Source organism: Bradyrhizobium sp. 25ACV, from assembly GCF_054863005.1.
The window spans coordinates 585,030-611,742 of the sequence record NZ_JAVAYO010000003.1 but is presented as its reverse complement, the minus strand read 5'-3'; the positions used below and the strand labels follow the sequence as shown (position 1 = coordinate 611,742).

Sequence of the window (26,713 nt, the reverse complement as noted above, 5' to 3'; positions counted from 1 at the left end):
TCGTCCTTCGATCCCGCGCCCCTACAACAGCGGGCGCGGCAACCTTGATTCGTCGGTATTCCCGGCGCTGAACACGCGGCCACCGGAACGTTATGTGGGCTGGCGCCGGAACAGAACAACCACCATGGCCGGACAGTTCCTCCGGCCATTGTGGCTTCATTGCCAATCACTTAGCGGATGGCTTAACCCTAAAGGCTCGGCCTTCCGCTCGCGATCAGGTTTCCGAAAAGTAGCTCTGCAGGGTACGAACCTCAAGGTCCCCGCCGAGATAGGCGCGGATGCCCTGCGCGGCCGCCACGGCCCCGGAAAGAGTGGTGTAATACGGCACTTTATGCAAGAGGGCCGCGCGCCGCAGCGAACGGCTGTCGGCGAGCGCCTGCGGGCCTTCGGTAGTGTTGAAGACGAGCTGGACGTCGCCATTGGTGATGGCGTCGACGATGTGCGGCCGGCCCTCCAGCACCTTGTTCACCTTCTCGGTCGGGATGCCTTGGTCGGTCAGGAAGCGCTGGGTGCCCGAGGTCGCCAGCACCTTGAAGCCGAGCGAATGCAGTTCGCGGACCGCCTCGGCGATGCGCGTCTTGTCGCTCTCGCGCACCGAGACGAACACCGTGCCCTTGCGTGGTACTCGCGTGCCGCCGCCGAGCTGGCTCTTGGCGAAGGCGACCTCGAAATTGCGGTCGATGCCCATGACCTCGCCGGTCGAGCGCATCTCGGGGCCGAGCACCGTGTCGACGCCGGGGAAGCGCGCGAACGGGAAGACCGATTCCTTGACGCCGACGTGCTTGAGCTTTGCCTTCTTCAGCTTGAAATCGGCGAGCTTCTCGCCTGCCATGATGCGCGCGGCTATCTTCGCGACCGGCGTTCCGACCACCTTGGCGACGAAGGGCACGGTGCGCGAGGCGCGCGGATTGACCTCTAGCACGTAGATCTCGCCGTCCTTGATGGCGTACTGCACGTTCATCAGGCCGACGACGTCGAGGCCGAGCGCGAGCTCGCGGGTCTGCCGCTCCAGCTCCTCGATCATCTCAGGCTCGAGCGAGTGCGCCGGTAGCGAGCAGGCGCTGTCGCCGGAATGGATGCCGGCTTCCTCGATGTGCTCCATGATGCCGACGATGAAGGTGTCCTTGCCGTCGCAGAGGCAGTCGACGTCGATCTCGATTGCGTCCGAGAGATAACGGTCGAACAGCAGCGGGTTCTTGCCGAGCACGGTGTTGATCTGCCCGGTCTTGTCGTTCGGATAGCGCGCCTTGACGTCCGCCGGCACCAGCTCCGGCAGCGTGCCGAGCAGGTAATCGTTGAGCTGGTTCTCCTCGCGGATGATCTGCATCGCGCGGCCGCCGAGCACGTAGGACGGGCGCACCACCAGCGGCAGGCCGAGATCGGCGGAGACGAGCCTTGCCTGCTCGACCGAATAGGCGATGCCGTTCTTCGGCTGCTTGAGACGGAGCTTGTCGAGCACGCGCTTGAAGCGGTCGCGGTCTTCGGCAAGGTCGATGGCATCAGGCGAGGTGCCGAGGATCGGCACTTCGGCGGCTTCCAGGGCGCGCGCGAGCTTCAGCGGGGTCTGGCCGCCGAACTGCACGATCACGCCGTGCAGCGTGCCGTTGGTGCGCTCCTTGGCGATGATCTCCAGCACGTCCTCGGCGGTGAGCGGCTCGAAATAGAGCCGGTCGGCGGTGTCGTAGTCGGTCGACACCGTCTCCGGGTTGCAGTTGACCATGATGGATTCGTAGCCGGCATCGTGCAGCGCGAAGCAGGCGTGACAGCAGCAATAGTCGAACTCGATGCCCTGGCCGATGCGGTTCGGTCCGCCGCCGAGAATGATGACCTTCTTCTTGTCGGACGGCGTGCTCTCGTCCGCCGGCGCGCCCGCGAACAGCGCCTCATAGGTCGAATACATATAGGCGGTCGGCGATGCGAATTCGGCCGCGCAGGTGTCGATGCGCTTGTACACCGGACGAACGTCGAGCGCGTGGCGCTTCGCGGTGACCTCGGCCTCCGTCGTCTCGGCGAGCACCGCGAGCCGCGCATCGGAGAAGCCCATGGCCTTGAGCGTGCGCATGCCGAAGGCATTGCCCGGCAGGCCGTTCTTGCGGACCTTCTCCTCCATGTCGACGATGCCGCGCATCTCGCTGAGGAACCACGGGTCGATCTTGCAGGAGTTGAATATCTCCTCGTTCGACCAGCCGAGCCGCATCGCCTGGGCGACCTGGAGCAGCCGGTTCGGCGTCGGCGTGCCGAGCGCGGCGCGGATCGCATTCTTGTCGTCGTCGCGGCCGAGACCTTCGATCTCGATCTCGTCGAGGCCGGTCAGTCCGGTCTCGAGCCCGCGCAGCGCCTTCTGGAGGCTTTCCTGGAAGGTGCGGCCGATCGCCATGACTTCGCCGACCGACTTCATCGACGTGGTCAGCGTGGTGGAGGCGCCGGGGAATTTCTCGAAGGCGAAGCGCGGCACCTTGGTGACGACGTAGTCGATGGTCGGCTCGAACGAGGCCGGCGTGGCGCCGCCGGTGATGTCGTTGGCGATCTCGTCGAGCGTGTAGCCGACCGCAAGCTTGGCCGCGACCTTGGCGATCGGAAAGCCGGTGGCCTTCGAAGCCAGAGCGGATGAGCGCGACACGCGCGGGTTCATCTCGATGACGACCATGCGGCCGTCCTCGGGATTGACGCCGAACTGCACGTTGGAGCCGCCGGTCTCCACCCCGATCTCGCGCAGCACCGCTAGCGAGGCGTCGCGCATGATCTGGTATTCCTTGTCGGTCAGCGTCAGCGCCGGCGCCACCGTGATGGAATCGCCGGTGTGCACGCCCATCGGATCGAGGTTCTCGATCGAGCAGACGATGATGCAATTGTCCTTCTTGTCGCGCACCACCTCCATCTCGTACTCTTTCCAGCCGAGCACGGATTCTTCGATCAGCACTTCGTTGGTTGGAGACGCATCGAGGCCGCGCTCGATGATGTCGAGGAACTCTTCCTTGTTGTAGGCGATGCCGCCGCCGGTGCCGCCCATCGTGAAGGAGGGGCGGATGATCGCGGGCAGGCCGATCTCGGACAGCGCCATCATGGCCTGGCCAAAGGCGTATTCCTGGTAGCGCTTGCGGCGCTCGCTCTCGCCCAGCGTCCACTGCCGATCGTGCTCTTCGAGCGCCGCGCCCGAGAGCTTTTCGCGTTCAGCCTGACGCTTGTCGCGGAAGGACTTCTTCAGGGCGGAGGCATTGGCGAGCCGCGACTTCGGCGTCTCGAGACCGATCTTGGTCATGGCCTCGCGGAAAAGCTGGCGATCCTCGGCCTTGTCGATCGCGTCGGCGGTGGCGCCGATCATCTCGACGTCGAACTTCTCCAGCGTACCCTGCTGGCGCAGCGACAGCGCGCAGTTCAGCGCGGTCTGTCCACCCATGGTCGGCAGCAGCGCGAAGCCGCCGGGAATGACGTGACGTTCCTTCTCGATGATCTTGGCGACGATCTCGGGCGTGATCGGCTCGATATAGGTCGCATCGGCCAATTCCGGGTCGGTCATGATGGTGGCCGGGTTGGAATTGACGAGGACGATGCGATAGCCCTCTTCCTTCAACGTCTTCACCGCCTGGGTGCCCGAATAGTCGAACTCGCAGGCCTGGCCGATCACGATGGGACCGGCGCCGATGATCAGGATGGTGGTGATGTCTGTACGTTTGGGCATCAACTCTCGCCGGACTGGAATTTGGGCACAAAAAAAGGGCGCGCTCCTGCGCGTCCCTTTGGCCGAGAGCGCGGTGGTCTCCCTCGCGCGCGGGTGGGTCTTAGACCAGATTCCGGGGCGGCGAAACCCCGAAAAACGCCCATCAACCGGCAATTTTGACGGGTTTTGGCCTAGCCTGCCAACCACGGGCGAGATGCACCAGAAGTGAGGCCGCAACGCTCATTCCACCGATCCAGCCGAGGTCGTTCGGCGAGAGGGTCGCCAGCACCGCCCCTCCGAGCGCCCCGCCGATGGCGAAGCCGAGATACATGGCGGAGGCGTTGAGCGAGAGCGCGATCATCGAGGCCTGCGGCTCGATCCGGATGATGCTGGCGACCTGGGCCGGGTAGAATGCCCAGCCCGAGATGCCCCAGAGAAAGATCGTGCCCAGCACCGCATAGTGCGCCTGGCCCGGCATCAGCTTCAGGACCACTGAGTGCAGGATCAGCGCAGCGGCCATGCCGGCGAGCCCGAGGCCCACGGTGGCGAGCGTACCGAGCCGGTCGGCAAGTAGGCCGCCGAACATGTTCCCGATCGCGGCCGCGCCGCCAAACACCAGCAACGCAAGGCTGATTTGCGACGCATCGAAGCCGAGGCCGCGCAGCGGAACCGCGAAATAGGTGAACACGGTGAAGCCGCCGAGCGCCCATAGGATCGTGATCACGAGCGCGAGCAGGACAGTGCTGTGACGCGCCACCGCCAGCCGTTCGCCGAGCGAGGCTGTGTTGCGTGGCAGGCCGCGGGGCAGGCCGAGCAGAAGGCCGGCGAGCGCAACAGTGCCGATCAAGGCGACCATGGCAAAGGTCGCGCGCCAGCCGAGCAGGCTGCCGACGAGGTTGCCGAGGGGAACGCCAATGACGGTCGCGACCGTCAGGCCCGACGTGACCAGCGCCACCGCTCGGCCGCGCCGTTCGGGCGAGGCGACCGCCACGGACACCGCGAGCGCCGTCGGCATGCAAAGCCCGGAGCCCAGCGCCATCAGCATCCGCGAGGCCAGCAGCAGGGCGTAGCTGGAAGCCACCATCGCGGCGAGATTTCCGGCGATGAAGGTCGCCAGCGCCAGGGCCAGTACGGTTCGGCGGTCGATATTGTTCAGCGCGACGGCCAGGATCGGCGAGCCCACGGCATAGGTGAGGGCGTAGGCCGTGACCAATTGGCCGGCGGCGGAGACCGAAATCTGCAAATCGGCGGCGATGCCGGGCAAAAGACCTGCGATAACAAAGCCTTCGGTGCCGATCGCAAAGGCCGCCAGGGCCAGCCAGAACACGCTCATTGGACGATATCCCTATGTTCAACGTTTATTGAACTATTGAATGCGTTGGTTTGTAAGTCAATTGGTTCAAGAACTATTGAACATCGCGGCCGCTTCGCTATCATTCACGGGTCATGAGCCGCACACCTCTCCACCCGACCCGCGAGCAGATCGAGTTGCCGATGGTGCTGGATTGCCTGAGCGATCCGATCCGGCTCGCCATCGTCTACCAGCTTGCCCAGCAGGAACGTGTCAGCAGCGAGCTCTGCTGCGGCGACTTCAACGGGCTCGCGGGCAAGTCCAACCTCGCCTACCACTTCGCCAAGCTGCGCGAATGCGGCCTGATGCAGACGCGCGTGGCCGGCACCAACCGCTTCATGCGGCTGCGCCGCGAGGATCTGGACGCGCGTTTTCCCGGCCTGCTCGATGCCGTGATCAGTTCCGCAAGCAAGGATGCCGAGCGGCTTCAGTTGTTGCCCGAGGGTGAAGTGGTTGCGGCGGATTGAGGTTGGGGCGAGCTGCGAGACCTCGTCCGTCTTCGCTTCCGCTTCGCTCCAGCTACGCCGGACACGCTTCGCCCTTGCGGGTCTTGCGTGGCTGCGCCACGCGTAGCCCCGCAGGGGCGAAGCGTGGAGACCCGGCCTGGATTTGAACCAGGATGTAGAGCGTTGCACCGCCCTCGCGTAGACGCTTCCGCCACCGGGCCGCGGCGATCATTACCGATTGCAGTGCGACAAGCTACAACGGCTAATTGTTATGCTTAACGAACCAGTGGGGGACGCGCGATGAAGGTCATGCGCCAGCGATTATGGCCGATATTGGTGTGGGCGCGCTGGACCGCGAACCCGGCCGCTCTCAGCTTGGCGGTGACCTCCTCCTCGCTGTAGCGCTGGAGCCCGATGCGCGTGCGCAGATGACGGTAGTCGGACAGCGCGGTGCTGATCAGCCCGATCAGCGCGTCTTTCAAGAAACCGTGGCGCAGGCCGAAGCCGAGCAGCGCCATGACGTCCCTGAACATGCCGACATTGGGCTGGAGGATGTCCCCCAGCACCAGCTTGCCGGAGGGCTTCAGGATGCGGCGGATGGTGAGGAGCGCGGCATCGAGCTCGTCCGGCGCCATGTATTGCGCGACTGAGTTCATCACGACGAGGTCGATCGACTGGTCCTGCATCTTGCGGACATCGTCGAGCGAGCGGACGCGGATCCTGGTGTTCGGGGCAAACCGCGCGATCAGCCGGCCGCGCACGCCCGGCGCGGGCTCGGCGAGGATCAGCTGGCCGCAGCTAGCAGCCACCTGGCTCGCCGACAGCGCCTCGCCGCAGGCATAGTCCAGCACCGTCGCGTCCGGCGAGGGGATGTAGCCGATGATGTCCCGCGCGATGATCTGGAAGTGCAAGTCGCGATGCAGCTTGCTGACATAGATCGTATGCGTCGAGTCGTAATAATCGATCCAATCGTCCATGGTATTCGATGGTCCCGGCCAAACGGTTCCCGTCAAGGAACCGGCGCTGCCCGCCTTGCGTTAGGGGTGCGACGGCGCGCCGTCAATGTCCGCGTCCTAACAGGAAGGCTTCCCGTGAGCAAAACCAACAACAAGGTCTCGCCCGATCTCGATACCCCCACCGACCTGTCGCCCGACGGGGTCAAGAAGGTTTCGGAGGCGCTCAACGTGCTTTTGGCCGACGCCTTCGCGCTGTATCTGAAGACCAAGAATTTCCACTGGCACATCAGCGGCCGGCACTTCCGCGACTATCATCTGCTGCTCGACGAGCAGTCCGACCAGATCTTCGCCACCACCGATCAGCTCGCCGAGCGCGTCCGCAAGATCGGCGGCACCACGCTGAAGTCGATCGGCCAGGTCGCAAAGCTCCAGACCATCAAGGACAACAACGAGGACTATGTCCCGCCGCGCGAGATGCTGCGCGAACTGATGCAGGACAACAAGCACGTCGCGGCCGCCATGCGCAAAGCGCACGAGGTCTGCGACGACGCCGGCGATGTCGCCAGCGCCAGCATTTTGGAAGTGTTCATCGACGAGACCGAGCGCCGGACGTGGTTCCTGTTCGAAGCGACGCGGCAGGAAGGCGGCAACGAGGCGTAGGACGCTCTGCCGTAGGGTGGGTTAGCCGCAGGCGTAACCCACCTCTCCTGTTTCAGCGGAGACAGACGTGGTTGGATTACGCTTCGCTAATCCACCCTACGCACCTTCCCTTTTGTCTACCGCCACAACCGCATCAACGCCCCATCCTTGCCCGTCACCGGATCGGCCGGCGGCAGTGCGACCTCTGGAATCGTCTTCAGCGCCTTGGCGTGGTTCTCCGGCGTCGCGCGCGTGATCTCCATCTTGCTGCCCGGCGGATAGGCCCCGATCACGCAGAAATCGTCGCTCGCCCTGATGCGTTGATGTCCGGTGCCGGCCGGCAGGATCGCGACATCACCCGCCTTGATCTCGAGCTCCTGGCCATGGTCGCCGCCGAACCGGACGCGGGCACTACCACGCGCCACGCCGAGCACCTCATGCACCGTCGCGTGATAATGCAGATAATCGTAGACACCGTTGCGCCACGTCCCGCCCCAGCCGTTCGCTTCGAACAGGTTCTCGATGGTCTCTTCCGGCTGCTTCGGGTCGAGCTTCACCGCACCCTGGTAGACCAGAAACGGAAGGATGTTGTTTGGCACGAGCCCGTCATCTTCGAACACGATGGCGAGCGGCTCGGCCTTGTCGCGGACGACGGACATGGCGGGGCTCCGGCTGCAAAAGACAGCGGGACAACATTCTATCGTGTGGAGGTGTTCCTCAACAGGTCACCTGTCCCGGGACGCGCTGCAGCGTGCAACGCTGCGGCGCAGAGCCGGGAGCCAGAGAGCCGCGAGTGGTGGGCCCCGGTTCAGCAGGGCATGAGAGCGCGCGTCTTACGCGCTCTTCTTCTGCCGCATCAGATCCGCAAAACGCTGGAACAGATAGTGCGAGTCGCGCGGGCCGGGCGATGCTTCCGGGTGGTACTGCACTGAGAACACCGGCTTGCCGTCGAGCTGGATGCCGCAATTGGATCCGTCGAACAGCGAGATGTGGGTCTGCGTGGCGCCCTTCGGCAGCGTGGTCTCGTCCACCGCAAAGCCGTGGTTCATCGAGGTGATCTCGACCTTGCCGGTGGTCTCGTCCTTCACGGGGTGGTTGGCGCCGTGATGGCCCTGATGCATCTTCTTCGTCTTCGCGCCGACGGCGAGGCCGAGCATCTGGTGGCCAAGGCAAATACCGAAGGTCGGGGTGCCGGACTTGATGACGTCCCGGATCACAGGCACGGCATATTTGCCGGTGGCGGCCGGATCGCCCGGACCGTTCGACAGGAACACGCCGTCCGGCTTCATCGCCAGAATGTCTTCGGACGAGGTCGTCGCCGGCACCACCGTCACCTTGCAGCCGACGCCGGCGAGCAGGCGCAGGATGTTGCGCTTGATGCCGTAGTCGATGGCGACGACGTTGAACTCCACCTTGTCCTGGCGGCCAAAGCCCTTGTCCCACAGCCATGGCGTCTCGTCCCAGGTGAAGCGCTGGCCGCTTGTGACCATCGGCACAAGGTCCATGCCCTCGAGGCCGGGCCATTCGCGCGCCTCTTCCTTCAACCCATGCAGGTCGAACTCGCCGTTTTTCGCATGCGCGATCACGGCGTTGGGCATGCCCTTGCTGCGGATCAGCGCGGTCAGCGCACGGGTGTCGATGCCGGAGAGGCCGATGATGCCGCGCGCCTTCAGCCACTGGTCGAGATGCTTGGTGGCGCGGTAATTCGAGGGATCGGTGATCGCGGTGCGCAGGATCACGCCGCGGGCGCCCGGCGTTGCCGCCATGTTCACCGTCTCGATGTCTTCCTCGTTGGTACCGACATTGCCGATATGCGGGAAGGTGAAGGTAATGAGCTGGCCGGCATAGGAGGGATCGGTGAGGATCTCCTCATAGCCGGTCATCGCGGTGTTGAAGCAGACTTCACCAACGGCGTGGCCTTCGGCGCCGAGACCAAAGCCTTCGAGCACCGTGCCATCGGCGAGCACGAGGAGCGCGGTCGGTTTATGGTCCGGCCAGGCGGGATCGTTGTCATGTTGTGTCATGAGCGCGTTTCATAAGCCTGCCGGACGCCCCCGTCAAAGCGCAGATGCGCCGATTCACATGCGTTTTTGCATATTTGACAGCCCGTCTCGGGCTCCTAAGCTTGGCCGCACAATTTCCGGCAAATTCCCGGGCTTGCGAGGCAATAATGGACCAGACCACCCCGATTCTGTTGGTTCCGGGGCTGGCCTCCTCGGCCCGGATCTATGCCCCTGTCATCCCGGCGCTCTGGCGCTTCGGCCCGGTCATGGTTGCCAACCATATCCGCGACGACAGCATGGCGGCGATCGCCGCCTGCGTGCTGAGCGAGGCCCCGCCGCGCTTCGCGCTCGCGGGCCATTCCATGGGCGGCTACATCGCGTTCGAGATCATGCGCCAGGCGCCCGAGCGGGTGGTCAAGCTCGCGTTGATCAACACCCAGGCGCGACCCGACACGCCGGAGGCGACCGCGCGCCGCCGCGGCCTGATGGAGCGCGCCGGGCGCGGCGAGCTCCGCGCCGTCCGCGAGGAGAGTTTTCCGGAGCTGGTGCATCCGTCGCGGCGCAATGATGCCGATATTCTCAAGCTCGTCCATGCGCAGGACGAGGATGTCGGTGTCGAGGGCTATCTGCGGCAGCAGACCGCGATCATCGCACGGGTGGATTCGCGCCCGACGCTTGCAGCCATCAAATGCCCGACGCTGGTGTTGACGGGCGATGCCGACAACACCATCCCGAATGCGCTCTCGAAGGAGATGGCCGAGGGCATCGCCGGCGCAAAGCTCAAAGTCCTCGATCGCTGCGGGCACTTGCCGCAAGCCGAGCAGCCGGGAGCGACAATGCGGGCCCTGACCGAATGGCTCGGAACCGAGGTTGTCTAGGGGCCGCGAACGGCCTAGATCAGGCGTCAGATATTCGAAGGGATCACGATCATGTTGCGCGACGACATCAACAATGCGGTCAAGGAGGCCATGAAGGCCAAGGACGAGCGCAAGCTGTCCACGCTGCGCATGGTCAATTCGACCATCAAGAACGCCGACATCGACGCGCGCGGGCAGGGCAAGCCGCCGTTGTCCGACGCCGATCTGCTCGGCGTCTTTCAGAAGATGATCAAGCAGCGGCAGGAGTCGGTCGAGCTCTACGAAAAAGGCGGCCGCGCCGAGCTCGCGGCCCAGGAGCGCGACGAGATCGCGGTGATCTCGGCGTATCTGCCGAAGCAGATGGCCGACGACGAGGTGAAGAAGGCGATCGCGGATGCGATCGGCGAGACCGGCGCTGCCGGCATGAAGGACATGGGCAAGGTGATCGCGGTCTTGCGCGCGAAGTACGCGGGACAGATGGATTTCGGCAAGGCGTCCGGCTTGGTGAAGGCCGCGCTGTCAGGCTAGCCGCTTACCCTCCCCTGGAGGGGGAGGGTCGATCGCGCGAAGCGCGAGCGGGGTGGGGTGATCTCTCCGCTCGGGCAGCGCTTCCGCGGAAAGACTGTCACCCCACCTCGGTTCGCATGCCGCTTCGCTTCATGCGAACCCATCCTCCCCTCCAGGGGAGAAGGGGCACCTTTGTTGCGGCTGCGATCCGGTCTACTCTCTCTCGATAAGAAAAATCGGGAGGCCCGATGACCGCCATCAAACCGTTCCGCATCGCCATCAGCGACGACATCCTCTCCGATCTCAAGTCTCGCCTCGCCCGCACGCGCTGGCCGGAGGCCGAGCTCGTCGACGACTGGAGCCAGGGCGCGCCGTTGCAATGGATCCGAGAGGTCTGTGCCTACTGGGCGAGCGAGTACGACTGGCGGGCCCGCGAGGCAAAGCTCAACCGCTTCGATCAGTTCACCACCGAGATCGACGGGCTCGACATTCATTTCCTGCATGTGCGCTCGAAAGAACCAAACGCGCTGCCGCTGATCATCACCCATGGCTGGCCGGGCTCGATCGTTGAATTCCAGAAGGTGATCGCGCCGCTCACCGATCCCATCGCGCATGGCGGCAATCCCGCGGACGCGTTTCACGTCGTCTGTCCTTCGCTGCCGGGCTTCGGCTTCTCCGCCAAGCCGAAGGCGACCGGATGGGGCGTCGATCGCATCGCCGCGACCTGGGCGCAGCTGATGGAGCGGCTGGGCTATGCCCGCTACGGCGCGCAAGGCGGCGACTGGGGCTCGGCGGTGACGGCCTCGCTCGGTGCGCAGGATGCGGCGCACTGCGCCGGCATTCACATCACGCTGGCCTTCAACGCAGCGCCGAAGGTCGAGGGCGAGCCGACAGCGGAGGAGAAGCGGGCGCTCGCCGGCCTCAAGCACTACGTCGATCTCGACTCCGGCTATTCCAAGCAGCAATCGACGCGCCCGCAGACGCTCGGTTATGGCCTCACGGATTCGCCGAGCGGACAGGCGGCCTGGATTCTGGAAAAATTCTCGGCCTGGACCGATTGCAACGGCCATCCCGAGAACATCTTCACCCGAGACGAGCTGCTCGACAACGTCATGCTGTATTGGGTGACGGAGACGGCGACCTCCTCGGCACGGCTCTACTGGGAAAGTTTTGGCAAGCGCCGCACCACGCCTGTCGTCAAGGTGCCGACGGGCGTCGCCGCGTTCCCCAAGGAGATCATCACGCCGGTGCGGCGCTGGATGGAACCGAACTTCCATGACATCACGCATTGGAGCGAGATGGAGAGGGGCGGCCATTTCGCCGCGTTCGAGCAGCCGGAGCTGTTCGTGCGCGATGTCGGGAAGTTCTTTGCGACGGTAAGGTGAAGTGCACTCTCCGTCATGCCCGGGCTTGTCCCGGGCATCCACGGCCTTAGACTGGCGGTGAAGTAAGAAGAACGTGGATGGCCGGGACTTGATCACGAAGACGCGCTTCGCGCTTTTGCCCGGCCATGACCGAGACTGACGGAAACGATCCAAGCCCATGCTGACCGAAGCCAAGACCTACGACGAACTCACTCGCAACTTCCGCTGGGACATCCCGGCGCGCTTCAACATGGCGGAAGCGTGCTGCGATCGGCATGCCGACGGCACCGGCCGGCTCGCGCTGATCTATGTCGACGAGAACGGCGCCACCACGCGGACCTCCTTCGACGAGGTCGCGGACATGTCGCGCCGCTTTGCCAATGTGCTGAAGGGCGATGGGCTTTCGCGCGGCGATCGCGTCGCGGTGTTCCTGTCGCAATCGCTGGCGCTGCCGATCGCGCATATGGCGGCGTTCCGCTCCGGCCTGGTCTCGATCCCGCTGTTCGCCCTGTTCGGCGAGGACGCGCTGGAATTCCGCCTGTCGAATTCACAGGCGAGGGCAATCATCACTGATGAGGCGGGCTGGGAGAAGCTCACGAAGATCCGCGAGCGGCTGCCCTATTTGCAGGACATCTACATCACGAGCGGCGCCGTCCACGCCGGCGCAAAGCCATTCTGGCCGGCGATCGAAACCGCGTCCGAGGACTTTGCGACCGTCGACACCGCCGCCGACGATCCCGCGCTGATCATCTACACCTCGGGCACGACAGGAAATCCCAAAGGCGCGCTGCATGGGCACCGCGTCGTGCTAGGCCATCTCCCCAATGTCGAGATGTGCCACAACTTCCTGCCGCGCCCCGGCGATCTCATGTGGACGCCAGCGGACTGGGCCTGGATCGGCGGCCTCGTCAACGGCCTGCTCGCATTCTGGTATCACGGCATTCCTCTGGTCGGGCACCGCGCGCGCAAATTCGAGCCGCAGGCGGCGATGCAGATGATGGCCGATCTCGGCGTCCGCAACGTCTTCCTGCCGCCGACTGCGCTCAAGCTGATGCGGCAGGCCGGGGTGAAGCACGCGGGCGTCAAGCTCCGCAGCATATTCACCGGCGGGGAATCGCTCGGCGGCGAGCTGCTCGGCTGGGTGCGCGAGACCTTCGGCATCGACGCGCATGAGGTGTTCGGCCAGACCGAGTGCAATCTCGTGATCGGCAGCAACTCCAACCTGTTTCCGATCCGCCCGGGTTCGATGGGCAAGGCGACGCCGGGCTTCGACGTCCGCATCGTCAACGACAAGGGCGAGGAGTTACCGCGCGGCCAGCGCGGCATCATCGGCGTGCGCCAGCCATGCCCCGTCACCATGCTCGAATATTGGCGAAATCCGGAGGCGACGGCGAAGAAATATGCCGGCGAATTCCTGCTCACCGGCGATCTCGGCGTGCAGGACGAGGATGGCTATTTCTGGTATGTCAGCCGCGAGGACGACGTCATCACCACCGCCGGCTATCGCGTCGGTCCCTCCGAGATCGAGCACACGCTGATGAAGCATCCCTCGGTGGCGATGGCCGCGGTGGTCGGCATCCCCGATCCGATCCGCACCGAATCGATCAAGGCCTGGATCGTGCTGCGTCCGGGCTTTACCGGCACCGACGCGCTGGCGCGCGAGATCCAGGAGTTCGTCAAGGTGCAGCTCGCCGCCCATGAATATCCGCGCTTCGTCGAATTCGCCGAGACGCTGCCGATGACGGCGACGGGCAAGGTGCTGCGGCGCGAGCTGCGGGCCAAGGGCTGATTTCTTAAAAGGGCTGACTTCTTACAAGGGCTGACTTCCGACCATGGCCAAGACGTCTCAAGCCGCGGGACTTCACCGCGCCTCGCTCGACAAGCTGCACGATCTCGATGCGGCGCTGGAGCTCATGTATTACGGCTGGCGCGGCATGACGCTGGAAGCGGACGAATATCTCGCAAAGCAGGGCCTGTCGCGTCCGCATCATCGCATTCTCTACGTGGTGGCGCGGCGGCCCGATATTGCGATCGGCTCGCTGCTCGAGGTCCTCGGCATTTCCAAGCAGGCCTTGAGCCGGCCGCTCAGTCTGCTGCTGGAGCGCAAGCTGGTGACGTCGAAGCGCTCGCCCGAGCAGCATCGCTCGAAGCTGCTGCGCCTGACGTCCGCCGGGCAGCGCATCGAGCAACGGGCCTCGGACCACGAGCGCAAGGTTTTGCGCGAGGCGTTCGATCGCGTCGGCGCATCCGGGGCGGCGGCATGGATGGCGGTCATGGGGACGATCGCCGACAACAATTGACGGTTCTTAAAGTCAATGTAGTTGACATGAGAGGCGGGCTTTGCCACTGTCCTGGCAACAGGCCGGGGAGGGCCCGTGTCATGAGCGGACAGACTCCATTGAGCGCGCAGAAGATGACTCGCGCGGCCGCCGAACGCTTCGTCGCGGCATGGTGCGCGAACTGGTGCAAGGTCGATATAGACGCGGTCGTCGCGCATTTTGCCGAGAATGCGCAGATGCGCAGCCCTCTGGCGCTGACGCTGACCGGTTCTCCTGTCGTCGCCGGCATCGAGAATATCCGCAGCTATTGGCGCAAAGCCTATGGCCACATCGAAGGCGCGGACCTGAAGATCCTGAGCTGGAGCTGGGACGACACCATCGCGCGCCTGACGGTGTGGTGGCAGCTCGGCGACACGCGCGCCAGCGAGTTCATGGATTTCGACGATACGGGGCGCGTCGTGCGCAGCGAAGCCTTTTACGGAAAATGACCATGCGCCTTTCGGATATCGTCCTGCTCCTCAACACGCTGTGGTTCGGCGGCGCCTTCATCCAGTTCAGCATTGCGCAGGCCAACACGCTGAAGATCTTGCTGCCGAGGGAAGAGCGCAGCAATCCGATCGCGCCGACCCTGGCGGCCAGCGTTGCGTTCCTGGGCGGGATGAACCTGCCGATAGGGTTGTTGTCGTTCTACCTTCTGGTTGCGCGTCCGCTCTTCTTCCAGCCGGTCGAGGCGCAGCTCACGCTGTTCCTGTTCTTTTCGGCCTGCCATTTCAGCCAGTTCGCCTATAACCTCCCGGTGCTGATGCGTGGCGGACGCGTCGGGGTCGCCTACTGGCCGGTGTTGAAGGGTCCGATGCTCCGGATCTTTGTCATCGACGCGGGCCTGTTCGCGGCCAATCTCGCAGTGGCGCTCCAGCTCGCGATAGCGTCCTGATCTACCGCGACGGCTCCGAGAGCGCGGCCCGCAGCATCGCCGCAAGATCCTTTCGCCGGAACGGCTTGGTCAGAATGCGGGCGTCACCGACCCCGTCCGGTGTCTTGACGGGCGTCTGGCTGTAACCGGAGGTGAAGAGCACCTTGAGATCAGGCCGCAGCTCGGTTGCCTGCCTCGCAAGCTCCGGCCCGAACATGCCGCCGGGCATGACGACGTCGGTGAACAGCAACTGGATGTCCCCGGGCTGGCGCAGCACCTCCAGCGCTGCGGGTCCGTTCGACGTGGCGATGACCCGGTAGCCCAGCGTCCTGAGCTCGTTCTCGACATAGGCCCGCACCATGTCGTCGTCTTCGACGAGGAGAATGGTCTCGTGTCCCGCTTGTGTGACCGTCGCTTCCGCTGGGCGCAGGTCCTCGCCTGGTGGTGTTGCGAGACGGGGAAAGAATAGCCTGACGACACTGCCTCGTCCCGGCTCGGACTGCATCTGCACAAGTCCGCCGGACTGTTGTGCAAATCCGTAGACCATGCTCAGGCCGAGGCCGGTTCCCTTGCCGACCTCCTTGGTCGTGAAGAACGGCTCGAACGCGCGGCTGACCACCTCGGCGCTCATGCCGCTGCCGGTATCGGTGACGGCCACCATCACATAGTCGCCGGGCCGCGGCTCGCCGTTGACGTCGAGGTCGGATTCGGCGAGCGAGCTGTTATGGACCTCGACCGTCAGCTTGCCGCCCTCCGGCATCGCGTCGCGCGCGTTGAGTACGAGGTTGAGCAGGGCCGTCGTCAGCTGGCCGGGATCGACGCTGGTCGGCCATAAATCCCGATCGAACGCGAAGCGGCACTCGATGTGCTCGCCCAGCGTCCGACGCAGAAGCTGCTCCATGCCGAGCACCTTCTCGGCGATGTCGATCTCTCTCGGCCGCAGCGGCTGCTTGCGCGCGAAGGCGAGCAGGCTCCGCGTCAGGTCAGAGCCGCGCTCGGCGGCGGTCGCGATGTCGCCGGCGATGCGGTGCAATTCCTTGTTTCCCGCAAGCCTGTCGGCGAGATGCTCCGAGTTGCCGAGAATGACAGTCAGGAGATTGTTGAAGTCATGCGCCACGCCGCCAGTGAGCTGGCCCATGGCTTCCATCTTCTGGGATTGGCTGAGCTTCTGGTTGAGATCCGCGATCGCGGCGCGCTGCTGCTGCAGCGATTGGGCGGTGCCGTTGAGCAGGGTCATCAATCCGCCGAGCTCGCCGCCCGGATGGGGCTCCGGAATGCGCGCGCTGAGATCGCCGCGCCCGAGCCTCTTCGCCATGGTGGCGAGCCGCCCGACCTGGCGGCCGATGCTCACGGTCGTGAGGATCCATAAGCCGGCCAGGAGCAGCAGCAAGGCCACCGCGAGAATCGCCATGTCCTCGTAAAGCCGGCGATTCGCCGCCGCGACCAGTCCGTCCTTGGAGCGTCCGACCATGATGGTGAGGCCGGCCTTGCGCATCGAGGGCGAGCGGGCAACGCCCCAGATCTGCGTGCGGCCCCCGCGGTCGGTGACCTCCCGAAATGGCTCGCCATCGGGCGCTGCGGCAAAGCGGAACAGATCGGAGCCCGCAATGGTCCCGCCGACGGGCTCGCTCCAGCCGCCGCCCTTGGGGGCGACCAGGACCGTACCTTTGGCGTCGACGAACAGGATGTCCTTCTCGGCGAGCAGCCGCTTGTCGTGAAATTCCGCGAATTTGTTCAGGTTGAAGGACGCGAGCAGCACGAACTTAAGCGCGCCCGTCTCCGATCGCACGGGATAGGCGATCTGGAGCACCGATAGCCCGGTGAGGCGGCCGAACACCGGCTCCGCGGCAACGACGCCTTGAAGACCCTTGACCTGTTTGAAATAGCCGCGGTCGTTCAGGTCGAGGGTGCGGTTGGTCCGAAGCGAGTCGCAGAACAGGCTGCCGTCGGGATCGATGGTCAAGATGCCCGTGAACTGCGGGTATTCCTCGCGCACTTCCGACAGAAACGCCGAGCACGCCGCCTTGTCGCGCGTGTCGAGGTCGCGGGCGCGGGCCAGACCGTAGTGGAGCTGGGCGGTGCCCTGGATCTTCTCGTTCAGATCGCTCGCGATGTCGTCGGCGGATGCGGCCAGATTGGCCAGCGCCGCGTCGATCTCGCTGGCCCGGTTCTGCACAAAGCGCAGCCCGACCAGGATCGCCGGCACCAGCATGGCGGCGATGACGAGGATCAGTAACCGGGTACGCAGGCTCATCGGTGGGGCGGTCCGCTCTCAGGCGCGCATCTGCTCGGAGGTACAATTTGCGGACGATCGTCTGCCCAGTCCATAGCATTGGCGCGAAAATCGCACCGATGGTGAAGGATTTCACACCGCGAGCATTGTTACCTCGCCGCTGCTCTTCGCGCCGGCTCGCATCAAGTTGCGCCTGCGCGCGGCGGCGCTAGTATCGCAGCATGCGCGCGACGAAAGATCGCGTCGATGTGTGGAGGGAGCTGATGTCCATCTCCGGCAAGGTCGATCCGGTGGTACGTCGCGTCGCGGCGACCGATATCGCCGAGGCGCTGGTCGAGGGTCTGCGCGATTTCCAGGCGCTGCCGTTCTACGGTCTCTGCTTCGGCACGCTCTACGCCGCCGGCGGGATCGCCATCATGCTGTGCCTCACCGCCTTCGGTATGGTCTATCTCGTCTATCCCCTTGCGGCAGGCTTCGCGTTGATCGGGCCGTTCGTGGCGATCGGGCTCTATGAGGTCAGCCGCCGCCGCGAGCGCGGCGAGCCGGTCTCCTTCAGCGCGATCTGGTCGGCCGTGCGCGCGCGCAGCGAGATCGGCTGGATGGCGTTCGTCACGCTGTTCGTGTTCGTGATCTGGATGTACCAGGTGCGGCTTTTGATCGCGCTGCTGCTCGGCCTGCACGCTTCGTTCTCGAGCCTTCAGGAATTCATGACCGTGGTGCTGACCACGAATGAAGGCCTGCTGTTCCTCGGCATCGGCAATGCGGTCGGTGCGGTGCTGTCGCTGATCCTGTTCTCGCTGACCGTGGTGTCGTTTCCGCTGCTGCTCGACCGCGAGGTCGATTTCGTCACGGCGATGGTGACGAGCGTGCGCGCGGTGGTGACGAGCCCGCTGCCGATGATCACATGGGCCGCCGTGATCGTGATGCTGCTGATCGTCTCGGCGCTGCCTTACTTTCTCGGGCTGATCGTGACACTGCCCGTGCTCGGGCATGCGACCTGGCATCTCTACCGGCGGCTGGTGGTGCCGGTGTAGCTAGTTGCTTTCCTTTTGCCCTTTGGCAGTGCCGTAGGGTGGCCAAAGCGACTTGTCCGCCGTAGCTCGCAGAGCGAAGGCGGAAGCGTGCCCACGCGTCTGTTGCGTTGTCGACTCGGTCGTGGGCACGGCGCAAGTGCGCCTTTGCCCACCCTACGATACCGAGTTCGCGGAGACAGACCCCGTCTCACTTACGGGGTCTTGATCCCCATCGCCTTCAGCGCTTCCAGCAATCTCACCGGCGGGGACATCTCGATCTGCGGCGCCTTGCCTGTCTCCAGCAGGCTCTTCAATCCGGAGAGGATCGCGGGCCAGCCGGTGCGGCCGCCGGAAAGAATATCGTCGCTGAGCTCGCGGTCGTGGCGTTGGCTCAAGGTGAGGCGAACGGCTTCGCCGGCTGGCTCGATCTCGTAGGTGACAATGGTGGTGCCGAGCTTTTCCACGAGGTCGGGCCAATTGACGTTCCAGCTCACCGTGAGCCTCCTCGACGGATCGTATTCGAACACTTCGCCGCGGATGTGTTCGGAGCCGTCGGGTGCGTGCACGATGAAACTGCCGCCGAGCTTCGGCTCCATCTCCACCGCAAAGCCGGAGAAATACTGCTTGCTGAACTCGGCCGAGGTCAGCGCCTCCCACACCTTCTCCGGCGTCGAGGCGATGTAGATGGTGTAGACCGTCAGCGGCTTGAATTGATCGAGGTTCATTTTGGGTCGAATCCCTTGTTGAGCGCCGTGCGCGGGATGGCGAGGACTTTGCCCCTCTCCAGCAGGCTCTTGAGCCCGGACAGGATCGCCGGCCAGCCATTGGAGACGGCGCCGAGATATTTGCCGCCCTCGACGAAGCCGTCATGTAACACGGTCAAACGCACGAGCGCGCCGAACGGTTCGATGGTGAAGACGACGCGTGAGGTCGGCTCGCCGCGCAGCTCTTCGAATTTCTGGTGCTTGAAGCTGTAGGACAGGCGGCGCGGCGGATCGGATTCCAGGATCTCGCCGGAATCGGTGACTTCGCCGTCGAGCGTGAGCGCAAAGGGCGAGCCGACCTTCCAGTCGGAGCGGACCTCGGCGCCGAACCAGTACTGCCTGGTGAATTCGCTCGACGTCAGCGCTTCCCACAGCTTTTCCGGCGTGGTCTCGATATAGGTCACGTAGACGAACTCCGGCTTACTCATCGCGCTTCTCCAACTGGCGTTTCAACTCGCTGAGTGCGGCGAGCTTGCCGCGCTCGAATTTTTTGATCCAGCGTTCGCCGATCTGATGGATCGGCACCGGGTTGAGATAGTGCAGCTTCTCGCGGCCATGCCTGATGGTGGTGACCAGATTGGCCTCTTCCAGAATGACAAGGTGCTTGGTCACGGCCTGCCGCGTCATCGCAAGGCCCTCGCAGAGCTCGTTCAGCGTCTGGCCGTTCCTGGCGTGAAGCCTATCGAGCAGCGACCGTCGTGACGCATCGGCGAGCGCTTTGAAGACCTCGTCCATGGCACCGATAATATGCAACCAAATGGTTGCATGTCAAGATGGAGTCTTTGGCGTGCGCAATCGGCCGTGCTAGCCTCGAGGCTCAGCCGACACAGATTGGTTCCGGGAGGACGTTGATGTTCCGTCGCGTTTCACTTGTTGCCGTCCTCGTCCTTTTAGCGTGCAGCACCGCGGCCCAGGCGCAGAAGCAGACCATCGGCGCGCCGCCTGAAGCGTCCAACATGAAGCTCGTCGGCAGCAACGATCTCCAGGCCCGCAGCGCCTATCAGCCGACCATCCATCACCAGGGCGATCGCTGGATCGCCTATATCGGCCATCACGGCGGCACTGATGATGTGCCCGCGCCCGTCAATCCGATGACGGGCAAGGCCGAGCCGAACGGAACCTCGATCGTTGACGTCACCGATCCCGCGCGTCCGAAATATCTGCGGCATCTGCCGGGGCAGGAGGGCAAGTACGAATCCGGCGGCGCGCAGATGGTGCGGGTCTGCGATGGCAAGACCTTGCCGAAGGGTGATCCCAACGCGGTCTACATGCTGCGGACGTTCGGCGGCGAGGCGCATGAGATATGGAACGTCACTGATCCCGCGAGCCCAGTGCTCATCACGCGCATCGGCGGCCTGAAGGACACCCACAAGAGCTGGTGGGAATGCGACACCGGCATTGCCTATCTCGTCTCGGGCGCGCCGGACTGGCGCACGCGGCGCATGACGCAGATCTACGATCTCTCCGATCCCGCGCATCCGCAGAAGATCCGCGACTTCGGTCTGCCCGGTCAGGAGCCCGGTTCGACCGGCGCGGTGCCGACCGAATTGCACGGGCCGATCTCGACCGGGCCCGATGGCAACCGCGTCTATTTCGGTTACGGCACCAACAAGGGCGGCATTTTGCAGATCGTCGATCGCGACAAGCTCCTGAACGGGCCGAAAGAGCCGACGCCGGACAATCTGCGCTATCCCGAGATTTCGCGCATGCCGATGTCGGCCTTCAACGGCGCGCATACGACGTTTCCGATGCTCGATATGCCGATCGCCGAATTCGCCGAGGACAAGGACGGCAAGACCCGCGACATCGTCATGATCGTGAATGAAGCGATCCTCAACGAATGCGGCGAGGCGCGGCAGATGGTGTGGTTCGCCGACGTCACCACCGAGACGCGGCCGATGATGATCTCGAGCTACACCGTGCCGGAGGCGAGCGGGCAGTTCTGTCAGCGCGGCGGGCGGTTCGGCTCGCATTCCTCCAACGAGAGCATGGCGCCGGTCTATTACAAGAAGATGGCCTTCATCGCCTTCTTCAATGCCGGCGTACGCGCGCTCGACATCCGCGATCCCTATCACCCGAAGGAAGTCGGCTACTTCATTCCGTCGATCACGGCTGCGACCGACAAGCGCTGCATCCCGATCGAGGGCGGCGAGCGCTGCAAGGTCGCGATCCAGACCAACAATGTCGAGACGGATGATCGCGGCTACATCTACATCGTCGACCGCGCCAATACCGGCCTGCATATCCTGGAGCTGACCGGCCCGGCGCGCAATGCCGCCGGCCTGCCGAAGAACTGACGGTGCGGCGAGGAGCGATGTCGGCGTCGATGTTGGTACGCCGGCTTCCACCTTCTACGCTGTCGTCCCCCGCGAAGGCGGGGGACCCAGTATTCCAGAGACGCTGGTGGGATACGGAGAAGCTGCGGCGTACTGGATCCCCGCTTTCGCGGAGGATGACGCTGCCGGTTGAGCGCGTACCTTGCGCTCATCTCACTTCCCTCTGCGCTCATCCCGTGCATTAATACCCACAAGCCGCCATCAGCCGAGTCTCCCCCATGATGTCCATGCAAGCCTATTTCGCCTTCGTCGCCGCCTGCATTGCGCTGGCGCTGCTGCCGGGGCCGATCGTCACCCTCGTCATCGCCAACGGCCTGCGCCACGGCACGCGTGCCGCGCTGACCAACGTGGCCGGCGCGCAGGCCGGCCTTGCCATCGTCATCGGCATCGTCGCGGTCGGCCTGACCTCGCTGATGGCGACCATGGGCTACTGGTTCGACTGGGTGCGCTTTGCGGGCGCCGCTTATCTCGTCTGGCTCGGCATCAAGCTGATCTGGGCGCCGGTCGAGGGCGTCGATGTCGACACACCGCCTCCGCCGCCGCGCGGCGGCTTCTTCCTGCAGGGTTTTCTGGTGCTGCTGTCGAACCCGAAGGTGCTGGTGTTCTTCGGCGCCTTCATCCCGCAGTTCATGGACATGAACCAGCCGCACTTTCCGCAAGTCGCGCTGCTGGGCGCGACCTTCATGGTCACCGCCGTGGTGACCGATGCGCTCTACGCCATCGCCGCAGGCCGCGCGCGAAAATTCTTCTCGGCCCGCCGCACGCGGATGATGTCGCGCATCTCCGGCGGCTTCATGATCGGCGGCGGCATCTGGCTGGCGCTGACCAGGGCGAAGTGAGGCTTACACCAGCAGCTCCGCCTTCAGCTCCATCTCGACCTCGGCAAGGATCCGCGCCAGCCGTTCGGCCCATTGCTGCTGGCCCGCGTGGTCGGCGATCAGATCCTGCCGGATCTCGATGCCGGTGTTGACGAGGCCGCGCCCTTCGCCGTGGACGGGGATGGTGTAGTCGGTGAGGTCGCTGACCGCGTAAGGCTCGTTGTCGCCGACGACGAGTTCGCCTTCGCTGCGCAGATGTTTCAACAGCAGCTGCGGCAGCACGGTGTCGCGGTTGTAGAGCGCGGCGATGTGCCAGGGCCGCGCGACGCCGGCATAGACGGGCGTGAAGCTGTGCAGCGACACCAGCACCGTCGGCCGCTTGTCGTGCAGGCGGGCGTCGATCGCGGCATCGATGCGATCATGATAGGGCTCGAAAATCCCGCGCCGCCGTGCCTCGCGCTCGCCCTCCGAAATCCCTTCGTTGCGCGGGATCGCGGTCGCCTCGGAGATCACGGGGATCGAGCTCACCGCGGCCGGCGGGCGGTTGCAGTCGATCACGAGCCGCGAATAGCGCTGCGCGATCAGGTGCGCGTCGAGCATCTTGGCTAGGCGGTCGGCGACGCCGGCGATGCCGATGTCCCAGGCGATGTGCCTGACAAGCTCGGCCTCAGTAACACCGAGATCGCCGAGCGCATGCGGCAGCACCCGTCCGTAATGATCCGAGGTGAGCAGAAAGGGCGAAGTCCCTTCGGCATTCACCTCATGCACGGGCAAAATATCGCCCTCGCCGAGCAGTTGATCGGCGGCCTCGGCCGTGTGCAGATCCATCCTGATTGCCTATGAAACGATTACGTGTCTAAACGGAGTAACGATATTGCACCGACGTCGCAACTTTAGAGCAGCATGACCTCCGATCGCCTTTTCGTCTACGGCACCCTGATGCGCGGCTTCGACCATCCGATGGCACGGCTGCTTGCGGGACACGCGGATTTTGTGGGTGAAGCGACCTGCCGCGGCCGGCTCGTTCTGGTGAAGCATTATCCGGGATTGCTGCTGTCGAATACTGCCTCCGACATCGTTCATGGCGAGCTCTTCCGGATGCGCGTGCCTGACGAGCTCCTGGGCGAGCTCGACATGTACGAGGCCTGCGGCGAGGGTTTTCCGGAGCCGACCGAATATCTGCGCCGCCTGATCGACGTGACGCTGGCTGACGGCACCACGGAGAAGGCCTGGACCTATGTCTACAACTGGCCTGTCACGGGTCTGCCACTCATCGAGTCCGGGCGGTTCTTGGCGCATTAGTTGTTTTCGAGCATGATCTTCTCGGAAAACCGCTTCGCACTTTTCCGGATCATGCTCTAAGCCGACAGCACTTCCTTCACCACGCGCACGTCGACCTCGCGCTCGACGTAACTCCATTCCTCGGTTTCCCGGAGCATCGCCACCAGCTCCTCGAACAGCGAGGCGTGCGCGGGGGCGAATTCGAACCAGGTCAGGAAATCGAAGGGCTCGCCGAGGTCGCGGCAGTGATAGAGCTGCCGCGCGACCGCGGGCAGGAAACGAAGGCTGCTTGCAATGTGGTGCGACTTGTCCTCGAAGATCTTGCGGCGCTCTTCCTGGGTCAGATCCCACCAGGCCTGCGATTTGCGAATCGGGATCAGTGCCGCGCTGGTTGCTTCCATCCGGCCGAGCCCGGCCTGCACGGCCGTGAGCTGCTCCTTCTCAGGCCGCTCGGTGTAGCGCAAATTGCTCGGGGCGCCGACCAGCCGCCACGCATTGCGCGAGGGCACCAGCGGCAATGAGACGGCCTCGCTGTCCGTCACCGACAGCGCCGGCATGAAGGGCAGGGGCTCGCCGGTCACGGGTGCGATCGAGATCACACGCCAGCCCCCGCTGTGGCCGCCCCGAAAGGTCCTGAACATGGGGATATGGAAGCGTGGAACCGGGGCGGGTTCAAGGCTTTCCCGTCATTCCGGGGCGATGCGCAGCATCGAACCTGGAATCTCGAGATTCTCAGGTGCGCAATTGCGCACCGTAGTTCGCCCTGCGGCCGCCCCGGAATGACGCGTGGCGGAGCCCTGTGCATAGGTCGAATAACCCGGATAAGCCCGACAAACCTGGCCTTTGGTCGGCGCGCCCCTATATCCCTGATCTTTCGCCCGACTCACCCCGGTTCGCGCTACAGAGCCCCATGCGCTTCACGCCCCAATTCCTCGACGAGCTCCGTGCCCGGCTTTCGGTTTCCGAGGTCGTGGGCAAGCGCGTCAAGCTGAAGAAGGCCGGGCGGGAGTGGAAGGGGCTGTCGCCGTTCCAGCAGGAGAAGACGCCGTCCTTCTACGTCAACGACCAGAAGGGTTTTTACCACGACTTCTCCTCCGGCAAGCACGGCGACATCATCTCTTTCGTGATGGAGACCGACGGCCTGCCGTTTGCCGAGGCCGTCGAGCGGCTCGCCAGCATGGCGGGCCTGGCGCTGCCGGCGGTGACGCCGGATGCGGCGCGGCAGGAGCAGCGCCGCCGCACGCTGCATGATGTCATGGATCTCGCCGCGACCTATTTTGCGGAGACGCTGGCCTCGCGCGTCGGCGCCAAGGCGCGCGGCTATCTCGCCGACCGCGCGATCTCGCCGGCGACGCAATTGCAGTTCCGCCTCGGCTATGCCTCGCCCGATCGCTTCGCGCTGAAGGAGCATCTCGGCAAGCTCGGTGTCTCCGTCGACGACATGGTCGAGACCGGGCTGCTGGTGGCGGGCAACGACATCCCCGTTCCCTACGACCGCTTCCGCGATCGCGTGATGTTTCCGATCACCGATCTGCGCGGCCGCGTCATCGCCTTCGGCGGGCGCGCGCTGGAGAAGGACGTTCCGGCAAAGTACCTCAACTCGCCGGAGACGCCGCTCTTCCACAAGGGCGACAATCTCTACAACCACCAGACCGCGCGCAAAGCCACCCATGACGGCAGCGCGCTGATCGTGGTCGAGGGCTATGTCGACGTCATCGCCATGGTCACTGCGGGCTTTGCGGGGGCCGTCGCGCCGCTCGGCACCGCGCTCACCGAAAGCCAGCTGGCGCTGCTCTGGAAGATGGCGGACGAGCCGATCCTCTGCTTCGACGGCGACCGCGCCGGCCAGAAGGCGGCGTATCGTGCTGCCGATCTCGCGCTGCCATTCCTCGCGCCCGGAAAGAGTCTTCGTTTCGCGCTGCTGCCGGAAGGCCAGGACCCCGACGATCTCGCGCGCTCCGGCGGCCGCGGCGCGATCGAGGAAGTCATCGCGGCGGCGAAGCCGCTTGCCGAGATGATCTGGTCGCGCGAGCTCGAAGGCGGCAACTTTGCCACCCCCGAGCGCCGCGCTGCGCTGGAGGCGCGCGTCAAGGAGCTCTCCAACGGCATCCGCGACGAGGTGGTGCGGCGCTATTACCGCGATGATTTTGCCGAGCGGCTTCGGCGCACTTTCGCGCCTGAGGGTGGCCGCGGCGGCTTTGCCGGCCGGGGCAATTTCCAAGGAAATTTCCAAGGTAATTTTCAAGGCAATTCCGGCCGCCAATTCCAGCCCCGGGCCGCGGGAGGCGCGAATCGATTCGGCGGCCAGGGATTCGGTGGAGGGCGCCGCGGCCCGCCGGGTCCCATCCCGCTACCGTCAGGTCCCTACCAGGCGGCGAGCCCGCAGCTGGCGGCAAGCCCGATCATGCGCGGCCAGCGCAGCGCCATCTCCCGCCGGGAGGCCCTGATCCTGCAATGCCTGATCAACCACCCCTGGCTGCTGCACGACCACCTCGAGGAGGTCGCCGCCCTGGAGCTGGCCCATCCCGAGGCCCACAAGCTCAGGGCCGGCATCATCGCCGCCTTTGCCAACGACCACCACCACTCCCCGGACCCCGGCGAGCAGGCCGAAAAGATGCGCGGAGATCTCGCCAAGGGCGGATTTTCGCAAGTCCTTCAAAGGGTTGAGAACGGCATCACGACCGCGGCGGTGTGGGGCGCCCGCGAAGGCGCCGCCCCCGACGACGTTCTCTCCACCTGGCATCAGCTCGTTGCCTTGCATCGGCAATGGCATTCACTACTTAGAGAGCTGAAAGACGCCGAGCTGGCCTTGGGGGAGGACCCCAGCGAGGCCAATTTGGCATGGCTGCGTGACGTCAAGGCCCGGATGGCCGAGGTCGACGGCACCGAAGCCCTGATCGAGGGTTTTGGCGAGCTGTCGGGTCGGTTCCAGAAGAGCGTGTGATGAAAGAATCATGCGGACGGCCGGAGCCGGAACCGCTAAAAGACTCGCCAAATCCAAGGTTTGGCGGCAAAAACAGGGTTAATCGAGGCTTAACGGTCTTGTAGCACTTTGGCCACCAGGCGGCCGCAGGCAGAACAGACGCGTCAGGAATGAATCCGCGCATTGCTGTTGGCACTACACCTGCATCCGCTGCGACAAAGAGGCTGACGAAGCGTTAGGCATTTCCGGCGAGAGAGAGTTGGGGGTGGCGAGAGATATGTGCGCCGCCCTTTCCGTGTCGAGAGCTGCCGAAGCGAGAGCGTCGGGCAACAGGTTCATGTGAATTCAGGCAGACGCGGCGAGCCGACTGCA

25 protein-coding genes and 1 tRNA gene are annotated in these 26,713 nt (G+C 64.6%); 14 read left to right on the top strand and 12 right to left on the bottom strand.

All coding sequences use genetic code 11. The features are described 5' to 3' along the window. Window positions 1-214 precede the first annotated feature (214 nt). Both carB and RAD04_RS10035 read right to left on the bottom strand, forming a co-directional pair. Entirely contained in the window at window positions 215-3,679 is a 3,465-nt protein-coding gene (gene carB / locus RAD04_RS10040; protein ID WP_461623631.1) for a carbamoyl-phosphate synthase large subunit, read from the bottom strand. A 142-nt stretch (window positions 3,680-3,821) separates the two neighbouring features. After that, the gene (locus RAD04_RS10035; protein WP_461623630.1) at window positions 3,822-4,991 is read right to left on the bottom strand and encodes an MFS transporter; all 1,170 of its coding nucleotides are present in this window, start codon (window positions 4,989-4,991) and stop codon (window positions 3,822-3,824) included. Window positions 4,992-5,104: 113 nt separating this feature from the next. On the opposite strand from RAD04_RS10035, the gene RAD04_RS10030 reads away from it, so the two are divergent. Further along, complete coding sequence (locus RAD04_RS10030; RefSeq protein WP_461623629.1) at window positions 5,105-5,476, top strand: ArsR/SmtB family transcription factor; 372 nt, start codon at window positions 5,105-5,107, stop codon at window positions 5,474-5,476. Between the two features lie 124 nt (window positions 5,477-5,600). Here RAD04_RS10030 and RAD04_RS10025 read toward each other — a convergent pair. Both RAD04_RS10025 and RAD04_RS10020 read right to left on the bottom strand, forming a co-directional pair. Further along, window positions 5,601-5,676: transfer RNA gene (locus tag RAD04_RS10025), tRNA-OTHER, on the bottom strand. Between the two features lie 54 nt (window positions 5,677-5,730). After that, window positions 5,731-6,432, bottom strand: coding sequence for a class I SAM-dependent methyltransferase (locus tag RAD04_RS10020; protein ID WP_461623628.1), 702 nt, complete (start codon window positions 6,430-6,432; stop codon window positions 5,731-5,733). A 114-nt stretch (window positions 6,433-6,546) separates the two neighbouring features. Between RAD04_RS10020 and RAD04_RS10015 the strand changes: the two genes are divergently transcribed. Continuing rightward, complete coding sequence (locus tag RAD04_RS10015) at window positions 6,547-7,071, top strand: Dps family protein (RefSeq protein WP_018318252.1); 525 nt, start codon at window positions 6,547-6,549, stop codon at window positions 7,069-7,071. A gap of 116 nt (window positions 7,072-7,187) precedes the next feature. Here RAD04_RS10015 and RAD04_RS10010 read toward each other — a convergent pair whose 3' ends face one another. Next, a complete protein-coding gene (locus RAD04_RS10010) occupies window positions 7,188-7,709 on the bottom strand; it encodes a hypothetical protein (RefSeq protein ID WP_461623627.1) in 522 nt (173 codons plus the stop codon). Window positions 7,710-7,883: 174 nt separating this feature from the next. Beyond that, the gene (gene carA / locus RAD04_RS10005; protein ID WP_461623626.1) at window positions 7,884-9,074 is read right to left on the bottom strand and encodes a glutamine-hydrolyzing carbamoyl-phosphate synthase small subunit; all 1,191 of its coding nucleotides are present in this window, start codon (window positions 9,072-9,074) and stop codon (window positions 7,884-7,886) included. Between the two features lie 146 nt (window positions 9,075-9,220). Between carA and RAD04_RS10000 the strand changes: the two genes are divergently transcribed. From RAD04_RS10000 to RAD04_RS09970, 7 genes are all read left to right on the top strand, one after another. Further along, window positions 9,221-9,931 (top strand): alpha/beta fold hydrolase, encoded by a 711-nt coding sequence (locus tag RAD04_RS10000; RefSeq protein WP_461623625.1) that lies wholly within the window; start codon window positions 9,221-9,223, stop codon window positions 9,929-9,931. Window positions 9,932-9,982: 51 nt separating this feature from the next. Further along, window positions 9,983-10,438 (top strand): GatB/YqeY domain-containing protein, encoded by a 456-nt coding sequence (locus RAD04_RS09995; protein ID WP_461623624.1) that lies wholly within the window; start codon window positions 9,983-9,985, stop codon window positions 10,436-10,438. 227 nt (window positions 10,439-10,665) lie between these two features. Beyond that, entirely contained in the window at window positions 10,666-11,802 is a 1,137-nt protein-coding gene (locus tag RAD04_RS09990; RefSeq protein WP_461623623.1) for an epoxide hydrolase family protein, read from the top strand. Window positions 11,803-11,959: 157 nt separating this feature from the next. After that, on the top strand, window positions 11,960-13,570 hold the full coding sequence (locus RAD04_RS09985; RefSeq protein WP_461623622.1) for an acyl-CoA synthetase: 1,611 nt from the start codon (window positions 11,960-11,962) through the stop codon (window positions 13,568-13,570). Between the two features lie 43 nt (window positions 13,571-13,613). Beyond that, window positions 13,614-14,081 (top strand): MarR family winged helix-turn-helix transcriptional regulator, encoded by a 468-nt coding sequence (locus RAD04_RS09980; RefSeq protein ID WP_461616715.1) that lies wholly within the window; start codon window positions 13,614-13,616, stop codon window positions 14,079-14,081. 80 nt (window positions 14,082-14,161) lie between these two features. After that, window positions 14,162-14,548 (top strand): nuclear transport factor 2 family protein, encoded by a 387-nt coding sequence (locus RAD04_RS09975; protein WP_461623621.1) that lies wholly within the window; start codon window positions 14,162-14,164, stop codon window positions 14,546-14,548. Window positions 14,549-14,550: 2 nt separating this feature from the next. After that, window positions 14,551-14,994 (top strand): hypothetical protein, encoded by a 444-nt coding sequence (locus tag RAD04_RS09970; RefSeq protein WP_104465320.1) that lies wholly within the window; start codon window positions 14,551-14,553, stop codon window positions 14,992-14,994. Between the two features lies 1 nt (window position 14,995). On the opposite strand, the gene RAD04_RS09965 is transcribed toward RAD04_RS09970, so the two are convergent. Next, window positions 14,996-17,227, bottom strand: a complete 2,232-nt coding sequence (locus RAD04_RS09965) for an ATP-binding protein (protein WP_461623620.1) — start codon at window positions 17,225-17,227, stop codon at window positions 14,996-14,998. 242 nt (window positions 17,228-17,469) lie between these two features. On the opposite strand from RAD04_RS09965, the gene RAD04_RS09960 reads away from it, so the two are divergent. After that, window positions 17,470-18,240, top strand: a complete 771-nt coding sequence (locus RAD04_RS09960; RefSeq protein WP_461623619.1) for a DUF2189 domain-containing protein — start codon at window positions 17,470-17,472, stop codon at window positions 18,238-18,240. 191 nt (window positions 18,241-18,431) lie between these two features. On the opposite strand, the gene RAD04_RS09955 is transcribed toward RAD04_RS09960, so the two are convergent. Genes RAD04_RS09955 through RAD04_RS09945 form a run of 3 tightly spaced genes read right to left on the bottom strand, consistent with a single transcriptional unit; the run spans window position 18,432 to window position 19,718 of the window. Beyond that, window positions 18,432-18,944 (bottom strand): SRPBCC family protein, encoded by a 513-nt coding sequence (locus RAD04_RS09955; protein ID WP_461623618.1) that lies wholly within the window; start codon window positions 18,942-18,944, stop codon window positions 18,432-18,434. Continuing rightward, a complete protein-coding gene (locus tag RAD04_RS09950; RefSeq protein WP_461623617.1) occupies window positions 18,941-19,411 on the bottom strand; it encodes an SRPBCC family protein in 471 nt (156 codons plus the stop codon). The genes RAD04_RS09955 and RAD04_RS09950 overlap by 4 nt, the downstream gene beginning before the upstream one ends. Beyond that, the gene (locus tag RAD04_RS09945) at window positions 19,404-19,718 is read right to left on the bottom strand and encodes an ArsR/SmtB family transcription factor (protein ID WP_084809905.1); all 315 of its coding nucleotides are present in this window, start codon (window positions 19,716-19,718) and stop codon (window positions 19,404-19,406) included. Before RAD04_RS09945 ends, RAD04_RS09950 begins: the two co-directional genes overlap by 8 nt. Before the next feature lie 116 nt (window positions 19,719-19,834). Between RAD04_RS09945 and RAD04_RS09940 the strand changes: the two genes are divergently transcribed. Further along, window positions 19,835-21,280 (top strand): LVIVD repeat-containing protein, encoded by a 1,446-nt coding sequence (locus RAD04_RS09940; RefSeq protein WP_461623616.1) that lies wholly within the window; start codon window positions 19,835-19,837, stop codon window positions 21,278-21,280. A 257-nt stretch (window positions 21,281-21,537) separates the two neighbouring features. Next, on the top strand, window positions 21,538-22,158 hold the full coding sequence (locus tag RAD04_RS09935) for a LysE family translocator (protein ID WP_080670083.1): 621 nt from the start codon (window positions 21,538-21,540) through the stop codon (window positions 22,156-22,158). A gap of 3 nt (window positions 22,159-22,161) precedes the next feature. On the opposite strand, the gene RAD04_RS09930 is transcribed toward RAD04_RS09935, so the two are convergent. Continuing rightward, window positions 22,162-22,965 carry an N-formylglutamate amidohydrolase gene (locus RAD04_RS09930; protein ID WP_461623615.1) on the bottom strand — a complete coding sequence of 268 codons (804 nt, stop codon included), beginning with the start codon at window positions 22,963-22,965 and terminating at the stop codon, window positions 22,162-22,164. A gap of 75 nt (window positions 22,966-23,040) precedes the next feature. Between RAD04_RS09930 and RAD04_RS09925 the strand changes: the two genes are divergently transcribed. After that, window positions 23,041-23,439 (top strand): gamma-glutamylcyclotransferase family protein, encoded by a 399-nt coding sequence (locus tag RAD04_RS09925; RefSeq protein ID WP_461623614.1) that lies wholly within the window; start codon window positions 23,041-23,043, stop codon window positions 23,437-23,439. 56 nt (window positions 23,440-23,495) lie between these two features. Here the strand turns inward: RAD04_RS09925 and RAD04_RS09920 are convergent, their stop codons facing one another. Then, a complete protein-coding gene (locus RAD04_RS09920; RefSeq protein WP_461623613.1) occupies window positions 23,496-24,059 on the bottom strand; it encodes a chlorite dismutase family protein in 564 nt (187 codons plus the stop codon). Between the two features lie 269 nt (window positions 24,060-24,328). Between RAD04_RS09920 and dnaG the strand changes: the two genes are divergently transcribed. Next, window positions 24,329-26,362, top strand: a complete 2,034-nt coding sequence (gene dnaG / locus RAD04_RS09915) for a DNA primase (protein WP_461623612.1) — start codon at window positions 24,329-24,331, stop codon at window positions 26,360-26,362. Window positions 26,363-26,713 lie beyond the last annotated feature (351 nt).

Bases quoted from the DNA above. Each gene is read 5' to 3' on its own strand.
- carB (WP_461623631.1), bottom strand. From the start codon at position 3,679: ATGCCCAAACGTACAGACATCACCACCATCCTGATCATCGGCGCCGGT.
- RAD04_RS10035 (WP_461623630.1), bottom strand. From the start codon at position 4,991: ATGAGCGTGTTCTGGCTGGCCCTGGCGGCCTTTGCGATCGGCACCGAA.
- RAD04_RS10030 (WP_461623629.1), top strand. From the start codon at position 5,105: ATGAGCCGCACACCTCTCCACCCGACCCGCGAGCAGATCGAGTTGCCG.
- RAD04_RS10020 (WP_461623628.1), bottom strand. From the start codon at position 6,432: ATGGACGATTGGATCGATTATTACGACTCGACGCATACGATCTATGTC.
- RAD04_RS10010 (WP_461623627.1), bottom strand. From the start codon at position 7,709: ATGTCCGTCGTCCGCGACAAGGCCGAGCCGCTCGCCATCGTGTTCGAA.
- carA (WP_461623626.1), bottom strand. From the start codon at position 9,074: ATGACACAACATGACAACGATCCCGCCTGGCCGGACCATAAACCGACC.
- RAD04_RS10000 (WP_461623625.1), top strand. From the start codon at position 9,221: ATGGACCAGACCACCCCGATTCTGTTGGTTCCGGGGCTGGCCTCCTCG.
- RAD04_RS09995 (WP_461623624.1), top strand. From the start codon at position 9,983: ATGTTGCGCGACGACATCAACAATGCGGTCAAGGAGGCCATGAAGGCC.
- RAD04_RS09990 (WP_461623623.1), top strand. From the start codon at position 10,666: ATGACCGCCATCAAACCGTTCCGCATCGCCATCAGCGACGACATCCTC.
- RAD04_RS09985 (WP_461623622.1), top strand. From the start codon at position 11,960: ATGCTGACCGAAGCCAAGACCTACGACGAACTCACTCGCAACTTCCGC.
- RAD04_RS09980 (WP_461616715.1), top strand. From the start codon at position 13,614: ATGGCCAAGACGTCTCAAGCCGCGGGACTTCACCGCGCCTCGCTCGAC.
- RAD04_RS09975 (WP_461623621.1), top strand. From the start codon at position 14,162: ATGAGCGGACAGACTCCATTGAGCGCGCAGAAGATGACTCGCGCGGCC.
- RAD04_RS09970 (WP_104465320.1), top strand. From the start codon at position 14,551: ATGCGCCTTTCGGATATCGTCCTGCTCCTCAACACGCTGTGGTTCGGC.
- RAD04_RS09965 (WP_461623620.1), bottom strand. From the start codon at position 17,227: ATGAGCCTGCGTACCCGGTTACTGATCCTCGTCATCGCCGCCATGCTG.
- RAD04_RS09960 (WP_461623619.1), top strand. From the start codon at position 17,470: ATGTCCATCTCCGGCAAGGTCGATCCGGTGGTACGTCGCGTCGCGGCG.
- RAD04_RS09955 (WP_461623618.1), bottom strand. From the start codon at position 18,944: ATGAACCTCGATCAATTCAAGCCGCTGACGGTCTACACCATCTACATC.
- RAD04_RS09950 (WP_461623617.1), bottom strand. From the start codon at position 19,411: ATGAGTAAGCCGGAGTTCGTCTACGTGACCTATATCGAGACCACGCCG.
- RAD04_RS09945 (WP_084809905.1), bottom strand. From the start codon at position 19,718: ATGGACGAGGTCTTCAAAGCGCTCGCCGATGCGTCACGACGGTCGCTG.
- RAD04_RS09940 (WP_461623616.1), top strand. From the start codon at position 19,835: ATGTTCCGTCGCGTTTCACTTGTTGCCGTCCTCGTCCTTTTAGCGTGC.
- RAD04_RS09935 (WP_080670083.1), top strand. From the start codon at position 21,538: ATGATGTCCATGCAAGCCTATTTCGCCTTCGTCGCCGCCTGCATTGCG.
- RAD04_RS09930 (WP_461623615.1), bottom strand. From the start codon at position 22,965: ATGGATCTGCACACGGCCGAGGCCGCCGATCAACTGCTCGGCGAGGGC.
- RAD04_RS09925 (WP_461623614.1), top strand. From the start codon at position 23,041: ATGACCTCCGATCGCCTTTTCGTCTACGGCACCCTGATGCGCGGCTTC.
- RAD04_RS09920 (WP_461623613.1), bottom strand. From the start codon at position 24,059: ATGTTCAGGACCTTTCGGGGCGGCCACAGCGGGGGCTGGCGTGTGATC.
- dnaG (WP_461623612.1), top strand. From the start codon at position 24,329: ATGCGCTTCACGCCCCAATTCCTCGACGAGCTCCGTGCCCGGCTTTCG.